Source organism: Inhella sp. (genome assembly GCF_027532025.1).
Classification (GTDB): Bacteria; Pseudomonadota; Gammaproteobacteria; order Burkholderiales; family Burkholderiaceae_C; genus Inhella.
In genome coordinates this window covers 1-16121 of sequence record NZ_JAPZSY010000007.1, presented here as the reverse complement: position 1 = coordinate 16121, position 16121 = coordinate 1, and the positions used below count along the sequence as shown (strand labels likewise).

Below are 16121 nucleotides of genomic sequence, written 5' to 3'. Positions count from 1 at the left end.
CGAAGACGCCCTCCCGGACAATCCGCTCCCATGTTTGACGTCGTTGTTCTCTTTTTCGCCCTCGGGGTGTTCGCGCGCTGGGTCAAGAGTGACTTGCGCCTGCCCGAGGCCCTGTACGAAACCCTCACCATCTACCTGCTGCTGGCCATCGGGCTCAAAGGCGGTCTGGAGCTCAGCCGCCAGCCTTTGATGGACCTGCTGCCGCAGGTGTTGGCCGTCGTCACCCTGGGCGCCTTGGTGCCGCTGGTGGTGGCGCCGCTGCTGCGCCTGGCTGGGCTCACCCCGGTGGATGCCGCCGGCCTGTCGGCGCACTACGGCTCGGTCAGTGTCGTGACCTTCGCCGTCGCGCTGACCGCCGTGCAGCGCGCGGGCCTGCCTTTCGAGTCGCACGCCGCGCTGTGGGTGGCGGTGATGGAGGCCCCTGGCTTGATCATGGGCATCGTCCTGGCGCGCCTGGCCCTCAAGCGCAGCGACCAGGGCAGCGGTCGCATCCGCTGGGACCTGCTGGCCCACGAAGTGCTGCTGGGCAAGAGCGTGCTGCTGCTCATGGGCGGCCTGCTCATCGGGGCCGTGGCGGGCGACGCTGGCGTCGCGCCGATCAAAGCGGTGTTCATCGACCCCTTCAAGGGCGTGTTGGCCTTGTTCCTGCTGGAGTTGGGCCTGGTGGCTGGGGGTCAGCTCGGCGCGCTCAAACGCCACGGGCTCAAGCTGGTGCTCGTGGGCTGCGTCCTGCCGCCGCTGCTGGGCCTGGCGGGGGCCGCCACCGGGCATTTGCTGGGCCTGCAGGTGGGGGGCGTGGCCCTGCTCGCCACCCTGGCCGCCAGTGCCAGCTACATCGCCGCGCCTGCCGCCCTGCGCGTCGCGGTGCCTCAAGCCAACACGGGCCTCGCCATCGCCTGCGCGCTGGGCGTGACCTTCCCCTTCAACCTGCTGGTGGGCATCCCGCTGTACCTGCACCTGGCCCCGCATTTCGTGCGATGAACAAGCATCCCAAGACCAAGCTCACCGTGGTGGCCGAGGCCGCCTTGGAGCCGCGCCTGCTGGCCGAGCTCAAGCGGCACCAGGCCCACGCCTGGACCATCAACGAAGTGCGAGGGGCCTTCCCCGAGGGCGAGCGCGACGGCGATTGGGAGGCCGACCGGACCATCGAGATCAAGGTGATCTGCGACACCCCCGTGGCCGACGCCATCGCCCAGGCGGTGCTGAGCAAGTACGCGGCGCACTACAGCGTGGTGCTGTACTTCAGCGACGTCACCGTGCTGCGCGCGGAACGCTACTGATGCGCTTGCTGGCTTGGCTGTGCCTCGGGCTGGCCAGTGCCACGTCCGGCAACGCCACCAGCCCCCCCCAGCCGCGAGCCTGTGCTGCGCCTGGAAGACCTGCCACGCTACACCCCGCCGCCGCAAGAGCAAGGGGCCGTCGTGCCCGAGCAGGTGCTGCGCTGGCGCACCGAAGCGATCGCGCTGGAACACGGGGAGCACGGCGCGCGCGACCCTGAGCGCGCTGCCCAGCTCTACTGCCGCGCGGCGCGGTTCGGCGACGCCGAATCGCAGTTCAACCTGGCCTGGATGCTGACGCACTCGCGCGGCATCCTGCGCGACGAAACCCAAGCCGCCCACCTGTTCGCCGCCGCGGCCGAGCAAGGCCTCACACAAGCGCAAAACATGGCGGCGCGCCTGGGCGAGCCCCTGGGCCCGCCGCCCCCTTGTCTGCGCCCGCCCGATGGCGACCCGCCGGTGGCCCAAGCCCCCAAGCCCGCCGCGCGACCGACCCCCGAGCGCCCATGGCCCGCCCCGCCTCCGAACGCGCCCGAGGTCATCGTGCGCTTCGTCAACTTGGTGGCACCCGAATACCGGCTGGCACCCGCCCTCGTGCTGGCGGTGGCCGCGGCCGAGTCCAACTTCAATCCCAATGCCGTGTCGCCCAAGAACGCCCAGGGTCTGATGCAGCTCATCCCCGAAACGGCGCGCCGCTTCGGCGTGCGGCAAGCACAGGACCCCACGCAGAACCTGCGGGGCGGCATGGCCTATTTGCGTTGGCTGTTGGCCTATTACGAGGGCGATCTCGCGTTGGCCTTGGCGGCTTACAACGCGGGCGAAGGCGCCGTGAACCGCTACCGGGGCATCCCGCCCTACGCCGAAACGCGCGCCTACGTGAGCAAGATCCTTGCCCTGCTGGGCGGCCGGCGTGATCACCCCTTCGACGCGACGGTGACCGAACCGTCACCCGCCTTGGCGCTCATCCGCGGGCCCGGCCGCTGGCGCTGAAAAAACAAAAGCCAACCCGCAGCCGCGGATCGGCTTTTTCAGAGGAACTGGCTGTTGCTGGGGCACCCGCTTGCCGCGGGTGCCCACCAACCATCGGGCAGCTTGTTCAGTAACCGCCGCGGTCGTTGCCGCCGCGGTAGCCACCGCCACCACCGCCGCCGCCCGGGCCGCGGCCGTAGGGGCTGGAGAAGCCCGCAGGACGCGGCTCACGCGGACGGGCCACGTTCACCACGGCAGGGCGGCCTTCCAAGGCTTGGCCGTTCATGCCGTTGATGGCGGCTTGCGCCTCGGCGTCGGTCGCCATTTCGACGAAACCGAAGCCCTTGGAGCGGCCGGTCTCGCGGTCCATCATGACCTTGGCGGAGTTCACAGTGCCAAAGCGGGAAAAGGCCTGTTGCAGGGACTCGTCGCGCACGCTGTAGGCGAGGTTGCCGACATAGAGCTTGTTGTTCATGGGGAGCTTCTAACCTATTCAAATCACATGGGAACCAGAACGGAGCTTCAACCCATCTCAACCAACGAATCAACGCGTCCAACCGGCCGCTGCATTATTCGGGCCCTTCGTGACGATGGACACCTCTTCACCCCCTGCTGTTGGTTTTATGCCCCGAGAGAAAACCCGCAATGCCACCCCTTGAAGCTGGCTCGCCTCGCATCGCCAGCCTGGTGCCGTCGGCCACGGAACTGCTCTTGGCCCTGGGTTTGGGGCCTTGGTTGGTCGCGCGCACCGGGTTTTGCACCCAACCGCCGGCCGCGGTGCGCGACATCCCAAAGGTTGGGGGGACGAAGGACGTGCAACTGAACCGGCTTTTCGCGTTAGCGCCGACGCACGTCGTGGTCAACGTGGACGAAAACCGGCGCGAAACGGCCGAAACGCTGGCGGCGCGGGGCCTGTCCCTCATCGTCACGCACCCACAGGGGCCGGCCGACGTGCCCGCCCTGATCCAGCAACTGGCCGAGCCCTTCGCGCACCTGCCTGGCGTGCGCGAGCGAGCCGCTGCGCTGCAGGCCGAGCTGGTGCCCGCGCTAGCCTGGACGCCCCCCAACGGGGCCTCGACCACGGTGCTGTACCTGATCTGGCGTGACCCTTGGATGAGCGTGGCGCGCGACACCTACATCGCCCGCCTGCTGCAGGCCGGTGGCTGGCGCAGCCTGCCCGAGCGAGATGGCGGCGCTCAAGGCGCCGCCCGGTACCCGGTGCTGGCCGCCGACGACCCCGCCTGGGGCGCCGCCGACGAAGTGTGGCTGTCGAGCGAGCCCTACGCCTTCGGCCCCGCGCACCTGGCCGAGGTCCAGGCGCTGGCGCCGCAGGCGCGGGTGCGCCTGGTGGACGGCGAGCTGTGCAGTTGGTGGGGGGCACGCACCGCCGCCGGTCTGGCGTATGTGCGGAGCCTCAGGGGCTGAGCCGGCGCCCACAATCCCTCGCATGGACCTCTACAAGCCCCTGGTCGCCCTGCTGGCGATGGTGAACCCGATCGGCATCCTGCCCTTCTTCATCGCCTTCACCCAAGAGTTCGACCGCCCGCAACGCCAACAAACCATCCGCGTGGCCGCTTTCACCTGCTTCATGGTGATCGGGCTTTCCGCCTTGCTCGGCCTGAAGCTGATCGAGTTCTTCGGCATCTCCATCGCCAGCTTCCAGGTGGGCGGCGGCACGCTGCTGCTCATCACGGCGCTCCAGATGCTCAACGCTAAGCCGCCCGAGGGCGGTCAGGTCGAAACGGAAGGCGCCGGCGCCAACATCGCCGTGGTGCCCTTGGCCATCCCGCTGCTGACCGGACCGGCCACCATCTCGACGATGGTGATCTACGCCCAAAAGTCCAAGATGTGGTGGGAACAAGCCGTGCTGGTGGGCTACGGCGTGGTGGTGGCGCTGGTGGTGGTGCTGGTGTTCAGCGCAGCCGGCAGGATCGCCCGCGTGCTGGGCACCACGGGCATCAACATCATGACGCGGCTCATGGGCCTGATCTTGGCCGCCTTGGCGGTGGAACTGCTGCAAAGCGGGCTCGTCGAGCTGTTCCCCATCCTGGGTGCCAAAGGCGTTCGGTGATCCTGCTGCTGGAGGACGACCCGGCCATCGCACAGACGGTGGCTTTCGCCCTGCAGCGCGAGGGGCTGGCCGTGGAGCACCACGCTTGGTTGGCCGACGCCCGCCGGGCTTGGGCGCAGCAACCACCGCGCGTGGCGGTGCTGGACATCGGCCTGCCCGATGGCTCGGGCCTGGATTGGTTGCGCGCCCTGCGCCAGGCAGGTGACACCACACCGGTGCTGCTGCTCAGCGCCCGCAGCGAAGAGCTGGACAAGGTGTTGGGCTTGGAGCTGGGGGCCGACGACTACCTGGCCAAACCCTTCGGGGTGCGCGAATTGGTGGCGCGGGTGCGCGCGCTGCTGCGGCGCGGCGCTCCCACCTCGCCTGGGCTGGTGGTGGGCTCGCTCGACGCCCATGTGCAAGGCCGTCGCCTGGACCTCACCCGGCGCGAGCTGGCCCTGCTGCAGGCCTTGCACGCCGCGCAGGGTCGCACCCTCAGCCGCGAGCAGCTGCTCGACGCCGCCTGGGGTCCGGGCAGCGAAAGCCTCGACCGCACGGTGGACACGCACATCAAGACCCTGCGGGCCAAGCTGCGCGAGGCCGGCTTGGGCGACGACGCCATCCGCACGCACCGTGGACTCGGGTACGCACTGGACCGCTGAATGCATCTGGGCTTCCGCGTTCTGCTGGCCTTCTTCGTGCTGAGTGGGCTCACGGCTTGGTTCATGTTGCGCGTGGTGTTGGGCGAGGTGAAGCCCAACGTGCGCGAGGTGATGGAAGACCTGCTGGTCGACACCGCCAACCTCGTGGCCGAGATGGCCGCCGACGACCTGGCCGCCGGCCGCGACTTGGCGCCCCTGGCGGCGCGTTTGCAGCGCTTCGGCCAGCGCGAGCTGAACGCACAGATCTGGGGCCTGCAGAAGGAACGCCTGGATCTGCGCATCTACCTCACCGACGCCCAAGGCCGGGTGCTGATCGACACCGGCAGCCCCAGCGCCGTGGGGCAGGACTACGGCCGCTGGAACGACGTGCTGCGCACCCTGCGCGGCGAGTACGGCGCCCGCGCCACCCGCACCCAGCCCGAGGACGACACCAGCCTGGTGCTGCAGGTGGCGGCCCCGGTGCGCGACGCCCAGGGTCGACTCATCGGCGTGGCCAGCGTCGGCAAGCCCGTGGCCTCGTTGGCGCCGCTCATCGCGCGCACCGAACGGCGGGTGTGGCGCCTGGGCCTGGGCCTGTTCGCGGCCTCGCTGCTGCTGGGCGGCATCGTCACGGCCTGGCTGGTGTGGAACGTGCGCCGCCTGCGCGCTTACGCCAGCCAGGTGCAGGCCGGCAGCGCGCTGCAAGCGCCGGTGCTGGCCGGCGAACTGGGCGAGCTGGCGCAGGCCATGGATGCCATGCGCCGCCGCCTGGAGGGCCGTGAAGCCTGGGAGCGTCGCGTGCGCGCGCTCACGCACGAGCTCAAAAGCCCGCTCACCGGCCTGCGCGGCGCTGGCGAGCTGCTGCAAGAGCCCCTGCCCGACGCCGACCGCGAACGCTTCGCGCGCCAAGTGGTGGAGCAAAGCGACCGCCTGCACGCCTTGGTCGAGCGCCTGCTGGCCCTGTCCCGACTCGAAGCCCAGGCGACCCCCAGCACGGTGCCCACGCGCCTGGACGAGGCCCTGCGCCAAGCCCTTCACGAGCTGCGCCCGCGCTGCGAGCAGCGACAACTGCGCGTGGTCGAGCCCCAGCCTTGGCCAGCCGTGACGGTGGATGCCGAGCCCGAGGCCCTGGCCCTGCTGCTGCACAACCTGCTGGGCAATGCGGTGGACTTCGCGCCCGCCGGCAGCGCCATCGAACTGGAGCTTCAGCGCCACGGCCTGGAAGCCACGGTGACCGTGCGCGACCACGGCCCCGGCGTGCCCGAGGCCCTGCTGGCCCAGCTGGGCGAGCCCTTCGTGGCCAGCACGAAGCCCAACGGACGCAAAGGCAGCGGCCTGGGCCTGGCCATCGCCCGCCAGGTGGCCACGTTGCACCGGGGAGGCTTGGCCTTTGACAACGCGCAGCCGGGTTTTCGCGTGCGCTTCACACTGCCTTCACACAGCCCCTGAGGGCTTCACCGCCCCGGCCGAGCATGGCCGCTTCTCAACGACAAGGAGCGATGCATGCGACGGGAAGCGTGGGCCAAGGCCCTGGGCTTGATGGCGGTGGGGCTGGGCTTGACGATGGTGTTGGCCCGCATCGATTGGTTGGTCAACGAGCGCCAGGCGCGCCAACAGTCGGCGCAGGAAGAAGTGGCCCAGGCCACCGCAGGGCCGCAGCTCATCGCCGGCCCCTACCTGCGTCGCGATTGCACCGAGGAGTGGACGGCGGTGGAAACCACCGAGGGCGACCGGGGCAAGGTGGAGCGGCGCAGCCGCCAGCGGCGCGACTTCGCGCTGCGCAGCACACCGGCTTCCTTGCAAGTGCAGGGCGAGCTCAAACCCCAGCAACTGGAGCGGGGCTTGTTCAAGGTCAATACCTTCGTGGCCCCGCTGCAGCTCAGCGCCGTGTGGGACACCACCCCCGACCTGAACCCCCGCAGCGACAAGCTCGAAGGCAGCATGCGCTGTGGGCCGATGGCGCTTGCGCTGGACGTGTCCGACGCCCGCGGGCTGCGCAGCGTCAGCGTGTTGGCCCAAGGCTCGGCCTTGCCCGCCCGACCTGGCAACGGCAGCGGCGGCGCAGGCCTTCACGCCCTGTTGCCCACCCCGACCGGCAGCACCGAGGCCCCCTTGCAGGTGGACCTGCGCCTGGAGCTGCTGGGCACGGAATCGCTGCGCTTGCTGCCCGCGGCCAACGCCGTGCAAGCGCAAGTCCGCTCGCCCTGGCCCCATCCCAGCTTCCACGGTCGCTTCTTGCCGGTGGACCGCAGCGTGAGTGACAGCGGCTTTGCCGCCACCTGGCGGGTCACGGAACTGGCCAGCAGCGCCGCGGCCGACCTGCGCCACGGCAGGGCCAGCGAGGACGTGCTGGGGGTCTCCCTCATCGACCCCGTCAACCCCTACTCGCTCAGCGACCGCGCCCTCAAGTACGGCTTCCTGTTCATCGCCCTGACCCTGGCCGCCGTGATGCTGGCCGAACTCATCGGCCGTCACCGCCTGCACCCGGTGCAGTACGGCTTCGTCGGGCTGGCGCTGGCGATGTTCTTCCTGCTGCTGCTGGCGCTGTCGGAGCACCTGGCCTTTGGCCTGGCTTACGCCCTGGCCGCCGCGGCCGCCTCGGCCCTGCTGGCGCACTACGGGCGCGGCCTGTTCGGGCACTGGCGCGGGGGCCTGGGGCTGGGCGCTGGGGTGGGCCTGCTGTACGGCGCGCTGTACGTGGTGCTGAACCTCGAGAAGGCCTCGCTGCTGCTGGGCACCCTGCTGCTGTTCGCGCTCTTGGCCGCCGCCATGCGCGCCACGCGCGACGTGGACTGGTACCGCTTGGGGCAGCCTGCGGCCCACTGAAGTCCAACCAGCACCCATGAAAAAGCCCGCCGAGTGGTCTCGGCGGGCTTTTGCGCGTGGGGTCGGCCTCAAGCGCTGTAGCGGCGCTCCAGCCAGTGCAGCAAGGTGCGAATCGTCTGCGCCTCGCCACCCACGGGGCGGCCCGGGCGGGCCAGCGGGTTCCAGGCAAAGAGGTCGATGTGCAGCCAGGGCTGGTCGGCCGGGATGAAGCGTTCGAGGAACAGGGCCGCGGTGATGGCGCCGGCCAGCGGGCTGCTGCCGCTGTTGCTGATGTCGGCCACGGGCGTGTCGATCAGCACCTGGTAGCCCTGCCACAGCGGCAGGGGCCACAGCGGGTCCTTCTCGGCCAGACCCAGGTCGGTGAGCTCGCGGCCTTGAGCCGTGTCGCGCGTGAACAGCGCGGGCAGCTCGGCGCCCAGGGCCACGCGGGCGGCGCCGGTGAGCGTGGCCATGTCCACGATCAGGTCGGGCTTGCCTTCGGCGGCGTAGGTCAGCGCGTCGCACAAGATGACGCGGCCTTCGGCGTCGGTGTTGCCGATTTCGATGGTCTGGCCGCTGCGCGTGCGGAAGATGTCGCCGGGGCGGAAGGCGTTGCCGCTGATGGCGTTCTCCACCGCCGGGATCAGCAGCTGCAGGCGCACCGGCAGTTTGAGCGCCATCACCAGCAGGCCCAAGCCGATCGCGTTGGCCGCACCGCCCATGTCCTGCTTCATCAGGCGCATGCCGTCGGCGGGCTTGATGTCCAGGCCGCCGCTGTCGAAGCACACGCCCTTGCCCACCAGGCTCAAGAGCGGCGCCTTGGCGTCGCCCCAGGTCAGCTCGATCAAGCGGGGCTGGCGGTCGGCCGCGGCCGCGCGGCCCACGGCGTGGATGGCGGGGAAGTTGGCCTTCAGCAGGGCCTCGCCCTCCCAGACCTTGACCTTGGCCTTGTGCGCCTTGGCCAGCATCTTGACGGCGGCCTCCAGGTGCTGGGGGCCCATGGCCTCGGCAGGGGTGTTGACGAGGTCGCGCACCGCCGTCATGGCGCCGGCCACGGCGATGCCGCGCTCGGCCTCGGGGCCCTGCGCCAGCAGCAGCTCGGCGCCCACACGGCCCCGGGCCTTGTAGGCGTCGAACACGTAGTCGCCCAGGCTCCAGCTCAGCGCGGCGGCTTGGGGGTCGAGGCCCAAGCCGTCGACGTGCAGGCGGTAGCGGCCGGCGGGCAGGGCCTGCGGCAGAGCGGACAGGGCGTAGGGGTCGTCGGCCGCACGCACGCCGGCCAGCACCAGGGCGACGCCACCCTCCTCGTCGGGCAACAGCAGGTGACTGTCGGCCTTGCCGCTGAAGCCGGTGGATTGGGCCCAGGCGCGTTGCGGGGCGCTCAGGGCTTGTCGGTCCTGGGTCCAGGTGGCGGTGCTGGTGCAGAAGATGGGCGTGCTGGCGGGCAGTTTTTTGGCGACGAGGGTGACGGTCATGGCGCGGCGAGAGGAGGAGGGTGGGCAAGGGGTGACAAGCGGCATTCTGCGATGCGCCCTGCTAGGGTGCCGGATTCTTCCGCCGCACCGGACCGCCATGCCCCGCTTCCATGCCCTCACCGCCCTGGCCTTGCTGGTGGCCAGCCTTTGCGCCCCCGGCGCCTCCAGCGCCCAAACCCTGGCGTACCAGCAGCCGTCGGCCGCCATGCGCGAGGTGCTGGACGCGCCCGTGCTGCCGCAAACCAGCCTGTCGCCCGACCAACGCTGGATGGCCATCGTGACCCCGCGCCGCCACCGCCCGGTGGCCGAGCAGGCCCGGCCGGTGACCCGGCTGGCCGGCTTGCGGCTGGACGCTGCGGCCCGCGGCCCAGCGCTGATCACCCCCATCGAAGCCCTGCGCCTGATGCCCGCCACCGGCGGCGCCGAAGTGACCGTGCCCCTGCCGCCCGGCGGTGGTTTTCATGGGCTGCGCTGGTCGCCCGATGGCGCACGCCTGCTCCTGCAACGCCGGACCGACGCCGGCACCGAGCTGTGGACGGCGGAGGTCGCCCGGCCGTCGCTGCGGCGGGTTGCCGGCGTGCGACTGAATCATGTGCTGGACAACGACCCCGCCTGGCTCGGTCCCCATGAGCTGGTGGTGCTGACGGTGCCCGAGCGCCTGGGCCCTGCGCCGAGCGCAGGCGCGCCCACCGGGCCCACGGTCCAAGAGTCGATGGGCAAGACCTCGCCCGAGCGCACGCTCCAAAACCTGCTCAGCAACCCGCAGGACGAAGCCCTGTTCACCCACCTGGCCACCAGCCAGATGCTGCGCGTCAACCTCAAGACGGGCAGCGTTCGCCCGATTGGCGCGCCTGGCCTCTACAGCCGCGTGCAAACCGTGGGTGCGGCCACCGCCTTGCTGACCGAGCGCTTGGTGCCGCCCTTCAGCTACCAAGTGGCCTGGAACGATTTCGCCACGCAAGTGGCCGTCACCGACCTGAACGGCAAGCCCCTGCGCGAGCTGGCCCGCGTGCCGCTGAAGGAAGGCGTGCCGGTGGAGGGCGTGGTCACCGGCCCGCGCCAGTTCTGGGCATCGCCCTTGGCCGATGGCGCCCTGTATTGGGTGGAGGCGCTGGACGGCGGCAACCCCAACACCAAGGTGCCGCACCGCGACCGCCTGATGCGCTTGGACGCGCCTTACTCCGGCGAAGCCCGCGAACTGCACAAGACGGCCGGCCGTCTGATGGGCCTGAGCTTTTCCGAGAGCGCGTCTCGCGCCATGGTCACCGAGTTCGACCGCGACCGCGTTTGGATCACCGCCGACTGGCTGGCCCTGGACGGCAGCGCCGCCCCGCTGCGCTGGCAAGACCGCTCGCTGCGCGACCGCTACCGCGATCCCGGGCAGCCCCAAATGCGGGTGCTCCCCGGCAACGGCCGCGCCGTCGTTCGCCAAGACCAAGGCAGCCTGCTGCTGACCGGCGCCGGGGCCAGCCCGGGCGGTGACCGCCCCTTCCTCGACCGCTTCGACCTGGCCACGCAGAAGACCACCCGGCTGTTCCAGGCCAGCGAGACCCATTTCGAGCAAGCCGTGGCCCTGCTGCCCGGCGGCCAGTTGCTGACCCGCCGCGAGACCTTTGCCGAGCCGCCCAATTGGGTGCTGCGCAGCGGCGAGGGCTTCGCCGACATGAAGCCCCTGACCGCGAACGCCGACCCCACGCCGAGCTTGCGCGGCATCCAGCGCGAACGCATCCAGTTCAAGCGACCGGATGGCGTGCAGCTCAGCTTCTGGCTCTACCTGCCCCCGGGCCACAAGGGCAAGAACGCCGGTGACGCGCGCGCCACTTTCGTGTGGGCCTACCCTCAGGAGTTCACCGACGCGGCCACCGCCAGCCAAGTCAGCGGCAGCACCAGCCGCTTCAACACCTTCGGCAGCACCAACCCGCTGATGCTCTTGCTCGACGGCTACGTCGTGCTGATGGACGCCACGATGCCCGTGGTCGGCGACCCCAAGACGGTGAACGACAGCTTCATCGACCAGATCACCGCCAACGCCCAGGCCATCATCGACAAGGCGGTGGAGCTGGGCGTGAGCGAGCGCGACAAGATGGTCGTCGGCGGCCACAGCTACGGCGCCTTCATGACCGCCAACCTGTTGGCCCACACCGACCTGTTCAAGGCCGGCATCGCCCGCAGCGGGGCCTACAACCGCACGCTCACCCCCTTCGGCTTCCAGGCCGAGCGCCGCACCCTGTGGGAGGCGCCGAACAGCTACCTCAAGCTGTCGCCCTTCCTGGTGGCCGACAAGCTCAGGGAGCCCCTCTTGCTCATGCATGGCGAGGTCGACGACAACCCCGGCACCTTCCCCCTGCAGTCGCAGCGCCTGTACCAAGCGCTGGCGGGCACCGGCGGCAACGTTCGCTTCGTCAGCCTGCCGTTCGAAGGCCACGGCTACACCGCCCGCGAAAGCCAGGGCCACGTGCTGTGGGAAATGAGCGAGTGGATGAAACGCCACACCGGTGGCGTGCCTGCCCAGCCCTGACCAGGCCGGTGCCGACAATCCGGACGATCGAGCCCTTCCGGAGACCGCATGAAAGCCCGCTTGACCACCCTGCCCGCCCTGATTTTGGCCGCCGCCATGGCCCCCAACGCGTGGGCGGGCGCACCCATGGCCACCGAAGACGCTGACGTGCTCGGCGTCAGCGAGTGCGAGTGGGAATCCACCGCCAACCGCACCAAGGTGGCCTCCCTCAGCGTTCGCACCGTGTCCACCAAAGCCGGCTGCGGCCTGCTGCGTGGCACCCAACTGGCCCTGGGCGTCGCCCGCAGTTCGGCCGAGGGCGAATCGGCCAACGCCTTCGGCTTGAGCGGCAAGACCGCCTTGATTCCGCGCCCGGAAGGCGGCTTTGGCTTGACCTTGGCCTACGGCTTCACCTGGGCCAAAACCCCGGGCGACAGCCTGCGCTACGCCAGCACCAGCCTCGCGCTGGTGGCCACCCAAGGCGTGGGCGACCTGACCCTGCACGCCAACGCCGGCCTCGTGCGCGAGCGCGACGGCGGCGACCGCCGCGGCACTTGGGCCGTGGGCGCCGAGTACGCCCTGGGCGATGAATGGGCCCTGCTCGGCGAAACCTATGGCAGCGACGGCAGCGACAGCGCCTGGGGCCTGGGTCTGCGCTGGCAGGCCAGCAAGGCCTGGAGCCTGGGGCTCATGGCCTCGCAAAGCCGCGGCAGCCCCAAGGCCAAGGACGTGCTGCTCAGCGCCAAGCTGGCGTTCTGACCCCCGCCCGCGCTTTTTTGCCACCCCGTGTCAACGGGGCGGCGGTGCACCGCGTTGCTGCCTCAACCGAGCCCTCCCGTACCCGGGCCGGATGAGACGAGAACAACGCCATGCTGACCACCGCCCCCAATCGCGCCCCGTCCGCCCAGCGCCGTGCGCTGTCGCAACCCGGCATCGACAGCCTGCCCGAAGGCACGCTGGCCGACAAAGGCCCCAAGCACACCTGTTTTGACGCTCCCTTCTTCGGCGCCGGCCGCCGCGGCGTGGAACGCGCCCTGCGCTTGGACCGCAAGCGCTGAGCCGACCCCAACCCCACCTTCCCTTTCAACGATGAGCGCCGGCCAGTGAGCCGGCGCTTACTTTTTCAGCGCCGAGTTGGCCTGCCTCGCAGCACCTGCGCGCGGACACACGGCGCCAATTGCGGGAAAACCCTCCCCAATCGCGCCTCCCGCCCCGAATCCCGCAGTTGGTCGCTTCGTCGGCCCGTTTCATGCCACCGCCGGCACCATGGGAACCCCTAGCACTCAACAGGAACTCCCATCATGAAACGTCTTCTGCTCGCTACTACCGCCTTTGTTGCCGCTTCTTCGGCTTTCGCTGTTGGTCCCATGACCACCCAGTCGGCCGACATCCTCGACCGCGGCAACTGCGATGTCGAAGGCCAATGGGGCCGCGACAACGCCAAGCTCGGCGCCGCCAAGTTCCACGTCACCCATCTCGGCCTGCGCGCCGACTGTGGCGTCATCGACGGCACCCAAATCGGCCTGGTCGGCGAGCGCATCAAGTTTCAAAACGAGAAGGCCGACGGCCTGAGCTTGGTCGGCAAGACCCGCCTGTGGGACGACGACAAGGTGGGCGGCAAGTTGGCACTGACCTACGGCATCCACGGCCTGCGCCAGCGCAACCTGGACTTCGACTACGCCGCCAGCAGCGTCGGCCTGGCCTACACCCAGACCTTGGCCGAGAAGCACAAGCTGCACGCCAATGCCAACGTCACCATCGCCAAAGGCGGCGACAGCACCAAGGGCTGGGCCCTGGGCTACGAGTACGCCGTGGCACCCACCGTGTCGCTGCTGGCCGAAACCTACGGCGAGGAAGACAGCAAGCCCACGCAAGCCCTGGGCGTGCGCTGGGCCCCGGCCAAGAACTGGTCGGTCGGCGCCATGGTCGCCCGCCCGCGCCTGGACAACGGCATCAACGGCCGCGTGACGCAGTTCAACACCACGGTGGCCTACCGCTTCTGAGCGGCGCCGCGTCGCCCCACCCCGGGGTGACGACCGGGAAGGCGAGGGAGGCACCCCACCGGTGCCCCCTCGCCTTCTCCACTTCTCGGCCGCCGTCTGGCACTTGGTCGCAAGGTCGGCCACGACGGGTGCTGGCAACACGCGCATGCGACCCCCTTACTTCACCGAACGGTTGCCATGTCTCGTCAACTCGCTGCCTCCATCGCCCTTTTGTCCCTTGCCACCGCGCACGCGGCCGGCCCCATGGTCACCCAATCGGCCGACGTGCTGGATCGGGGGGACTGCCGGGGCGAGGCCCTGTGGGGGAAATCGGAGTTCCGCAGCAGTTGGATGAAGGCGGATGGCACCGACCGCGGCCTGGCGCTCGCGTGCGGCATCGGCTGGGGCACAGAGCTGAACGTGGGCGTCGCCCGGTCCAATGCATCGGCCCAAGTTGGCACCGACCTCTACCGCCTAGGCGGCGACACGCGCAGCCTGAGCGGCAAAACTCGGCTTTGGCAGAGTGACAACCGCAGCAGCGCCCTGACGCTGACCTATCTGCTCAGCGAACAAGACCCGCGTGGCGGGGGCTCCGAGTGGCAGCGGGCCAACCGCGCCGTGGGACTGGCGTACTCACAAACACTGAGCGAACGCCACCGCGTGCACGCCAACCTGACGTCGGACGTGGTGGGCTACGGGTCGAACGAGAAGGCCGAGGCCTGGGGTCTGGCCTACGAGTTCGCCGTCACGCCCATCCTGTCTCTGCTGGCCGAGACCTACGGCAAACAGCACCTCAAACCCACCCAAGCCCTGGGCCTGCGCTGGACGCCCACCCCGAACTGGGAACTGGGCGCCATGGCCGCCCGTCCGCGCGGGGAAAACGGCCACGGGACCAAAAGCCATGAGGTGAGACTCACCACCGCGTATCGCTTCTGAGCCGCGAGGGCGCACGGGGCCGGCTGGCAGACTGCGGCCATGCCCAACTCGTCCCCCTGGCGCTGGCCGCGCCGCCTGCTGGCGTTGTCCCTGATCGCCCTCGTGGCGGCCGCGGCCTTGGCACTGCAAACCGCGCCCTCGCTGCCCGCGCCGGAACCCAGCCTGGGCCACACCAGCGGGCCGTGGGCCCATGCACAGCGCTGGCTGCAACAGCTGCGGGATCAGCGGCAGCGCCCCGGTGCCCAGCCCGGCCTGTGGTTGGCCGAGGCCGACCTCAACGCCCTGATCGCCCCCGCACTGGCCAGCGTCCGGCCCGGCGCCCGCGCGCACCTGAGCCTCGGCCCCGATGTCGCCCAGCTGCGCGGCAACTGGCCCACCGCGGGCGGGGCCCTGTGGCTGAACCTCGACCTGCGCTTCGACATAGCCGAGCAGCGCCCCGGCCTGTGGCCCCGCCTCGTCTCGGCCCGCCTGGGCCGCCTGCCACTGCCCCCGTCGTGGGTGGACGCCGCCGCGCAGCGCGCGCTCGACAGCAAGCTGGGCCCGGCCTGGCGTGAACTGCCCGCCACCGTCACCGGTTGGCGGGCCCTTCCAGGTCGATTGCGCGTCAACTGGGCGTCAGATCGCGTCAATGGGCGCCAACTTGCAGGAACGGCCGGCCGCCTGCTGCCCGCGCCAGAGCGCGAAGCCCTCGCGGCCCATCACAGCGCCTGGCAGGCCGTGCTGGCGCAACCCACCCCCGGCGAACGCACCTGGGGCGTGCCCCAAGCCCTGCAAACGCTGGCCCGACCCGCGTTGGCCCGTGTGCAGGCCGGCAGCACCCAGGCCGAGCCCGAACTGGGCGCCCTGCTGCTCACCCTGGCCCTGCACGCCGTGGGTCGCTCGCCCGCGCCCCTGCTGGATCAACCCAGCCCCAACCCACCGCCCCTGCGCCTGGTGATGGCCGAGCGCGACGACATGGCCCAGCACTTCCTAATCTCCGCCTGGCTGAGTTGGCAAGGCAACGAGCCCCTCGCCCGAGCCCTGGGCCTGGGCAAGGAGCTGGCCGACGCCCGTGGGGGCAGCGGCTTTTCGTTCAACGACTTGGCTGCCGATGACGCCGGCAGCGCCCTGGGCCGCCATGCCGCCGCCGACCCGGCCGGCGTGCTGGCCGCGCTTGCCATCGGCGTGGCGGAGGACAGCCTGTTCCCTCGTGTGGACGACTTGCCCGAATTCCTCAGCGAGGGGACGTTTCGCAGCCGATACGGCGGCGTCGGTGGCGCCGGCTACGAGGCCGAGCGGCGCAAGATCAGCGACCGCATCGCCGCCTTGCCGCTGTACCAACGCCCGCCTTGAATCCGGCGGCTCAGTAGTCGGCCCTGCAAATGACCCAACCCGTTGTTTTTGAATGACTTTCGGGTGATTTCGGATGGTCGAAACTCCCGGAATTCAATTCAATGGGCGGCATTTCCTGGGAGATCGAGGACAGCATCCGATGGCCACCGACGACTTC

At 70.2% G+C, this 16121-nt stretch carries 15 protein-coding genes and 1 pseudogene; 14 read left to right on the top strand and 2 right to left on the bottom strand.

Translation table 11 applies throughout. From position 1 onward, the window contains the following. The first annotated feature begins 30 nt into the window (after window positions 1-30). From O9335_RS01970 to O9335_RS01960, 3 genes are all read left to right on the top strand, one after another. Entirely contained in the window at window positions 31-981 is a 951-nt protein-coding gene (locus O9335_RS01970; RefSeq protein WP_298382758.1) for a sodium-dependent bicarbonate transport family permease, read from the top strand. After that, window positions 978-1280, top strand: a complete 303-nt coding sequence (locus tag O9335_RS01965; protein WP_298382755.1) for a transcriptional regulator — start codon at window positions 978-980, stop codon at window positions 1278-1280. The genes O9335_RS01970 and O9335_RS01965 overlap by 4 nt, the downstream gene beginning before the upstream one ends. 81 nt (window positions 1281-1361) lie before the next feature. Further along, window positions 1362-2267, top strand: a complete 906-nt coding sequence (locus O9335_RS01960; protein WP_298382752.1) for a transglycosylase SLT domain-containing protein — start codon at window positions 1362-1364, stop codon at window positions 2265-2267. 109 nt (window positions 2268-2376) lie between these two features. Here the strand turns inward: O9335_RS01960 and O9335_RS01955 are convergent. Continuing rightward, window positions 2377-2721, bottom strand: a pseudogene (locus O9335_RS01955) (RNA recognition motif domain-containing protein); the annotation flags it as partial. 170 nt (window positions 2722-2891) lie between these two features. Between O9335_RS01955 and O9335_RS01950 the strand changes: the two are divergent. Genes O9335_RS01950 through creD form a run of 5 tightly spaced genes read left to right on the top strand, consistent with a single transcriptional unit; the run spans window position 2892 to window position 7763 of the window. Further along, entirely contained in the window at window positions 2892-3671 is a 780-nt protein-coding gene (locus tag O9335_RS01950) for a helical backbone metal receptor (RefSeq protein ID WP_298382749.1), read from the top strand. 22 nt (window positions 3672-3693) lie between these two features. Continuing rightward, entirely contained in the window at window positions 3694-4317 is a 624-nt protein-coding gene (locus O9335_RS01945; RefSeq protein ID WP_298382746.1) for a MarC family protein, read from the top strand. Next, window positions 4314-4958, top strand: a complete 645-nt coding sequence (locus tag O9335_RS01940) for a response regulator (protein WP_298382743.1) — start codon at window positions 4314-4316, stop codon at window positions 4956-4958. Before O9335_RS01945 ends, O9335_RS01940 begins: the two co-directional genes overlap by 4 nt. After that, window positions 4959-6386 (top strand): two-component system sensor histidine kinase CreC, encoded by a 1428-nt coding sequence (gene creC, locus O9335_RS01935; RefSeq protein WP_298382740.1) that lies wholly within the window; start codon window positions 4959-4961, stop codon window positions 6384-6386. A 54-nt stretch (window positions 6387-6440) separates the two neighbouring features. After that, a complete protein-coding gene (gene creD, locus O9335_RS01930; RefSeq protein WP_298382737.1) occupies window positions 6441-7763 on the top strand; it encodes a cell envelope integrity protein CreD in 1323 nt (440 codons plus the stop codon). 68 nt (window positions 7764-7831) lie between these two features. Here creD and O9335_RS01925 read toward each other — a convergent pair whose 3' ends face one another. Next, a complete protein-coding gene (locus O9335_RS01925) occupies window positions 7832-9217 on the bottom strand; it encodes a M17 family metallopeptidase (protein WP_298382734.1) in 1386 nt (461 codons plus the stop codon). 97 nt (window positions 9218-9314) lie between these two features. On the opposite strand from O9335_RS01925, the gene O9335_RS01920 reads away from it, so the two are divergent. The 6 genes from O9335_RS01920 (at window position 9315) to O9335_RS01895 (ending at window position 15964) form a co-directional block, all read left to right on the top strand. Continuing rightward, complete coding sequence (locus O9335_RS01920; protein WP_298382731.1) at window positions 9315-11735, top strand: prolyl oligopeptidase family serine peptidase; 2421 nt, start codon at window positions 9315-9317, stop codon at window positions 11733-11735. A 48-nt stretch (window positions 11736-11783) separates the two neighbouring features. After that, window positions 11784-12473 carry a hypothetical protein gene (locus O9335_RS01915; protein WP_298382728.1) on the top strand — a complete coding sequence of 230 codons (690 nt, stop codon included), beginning with the start codon at window positions 11784-11786 and terminating at the stop codon, window positions 12471-12473. 110 nt (window positions 12474-12583) lie between these two features. Next, window positions 12584-12772, top strand: coding sequence for a hypothetical protein (locus O9335_RS01910; protein ID WP_298382726.1), 189 nt, complete (start codon window positions 12584-12586; stop codon window positions 12770-12772). A 309-nt stretch (window positions 12773-13081) separates the two neighbouring features. Beyond that, window positions 13082-13717, top strand: coding sequence for a hypothetical protein (locus O9335_RS01905; RefSeq protein ID WP_298382724.1), 636 nt, complete (start codon window positions 13082-13084; stop codon window positions 13715-13717). 177 nt (window positions 13718-13894) lie between these two features. Continuing rightward, window positions 13895-14632 (top strand): hypothetical protein, encoded by a 738-nt coding sequence (locus O9335_RS01900; RefSeq protein ID WP_298382721.1) that lies wholly within the window; start codon window positions 13895-13897, stop codon window positions 14630-14632. A gap of 39 nt (window positions 14633-14671) precedes the next feature. Then, complete coding sequence (locus O9335_RS01895; protein ID WP_298382718.1) at window positions 14672-15964, top strand: hypothetical protein; 1293 nt, start codon at window positions 14672-14674, stop codon at window positions 15962-15964. Window positions 15965-16121 lie beyond the last annotated feature (157 nt).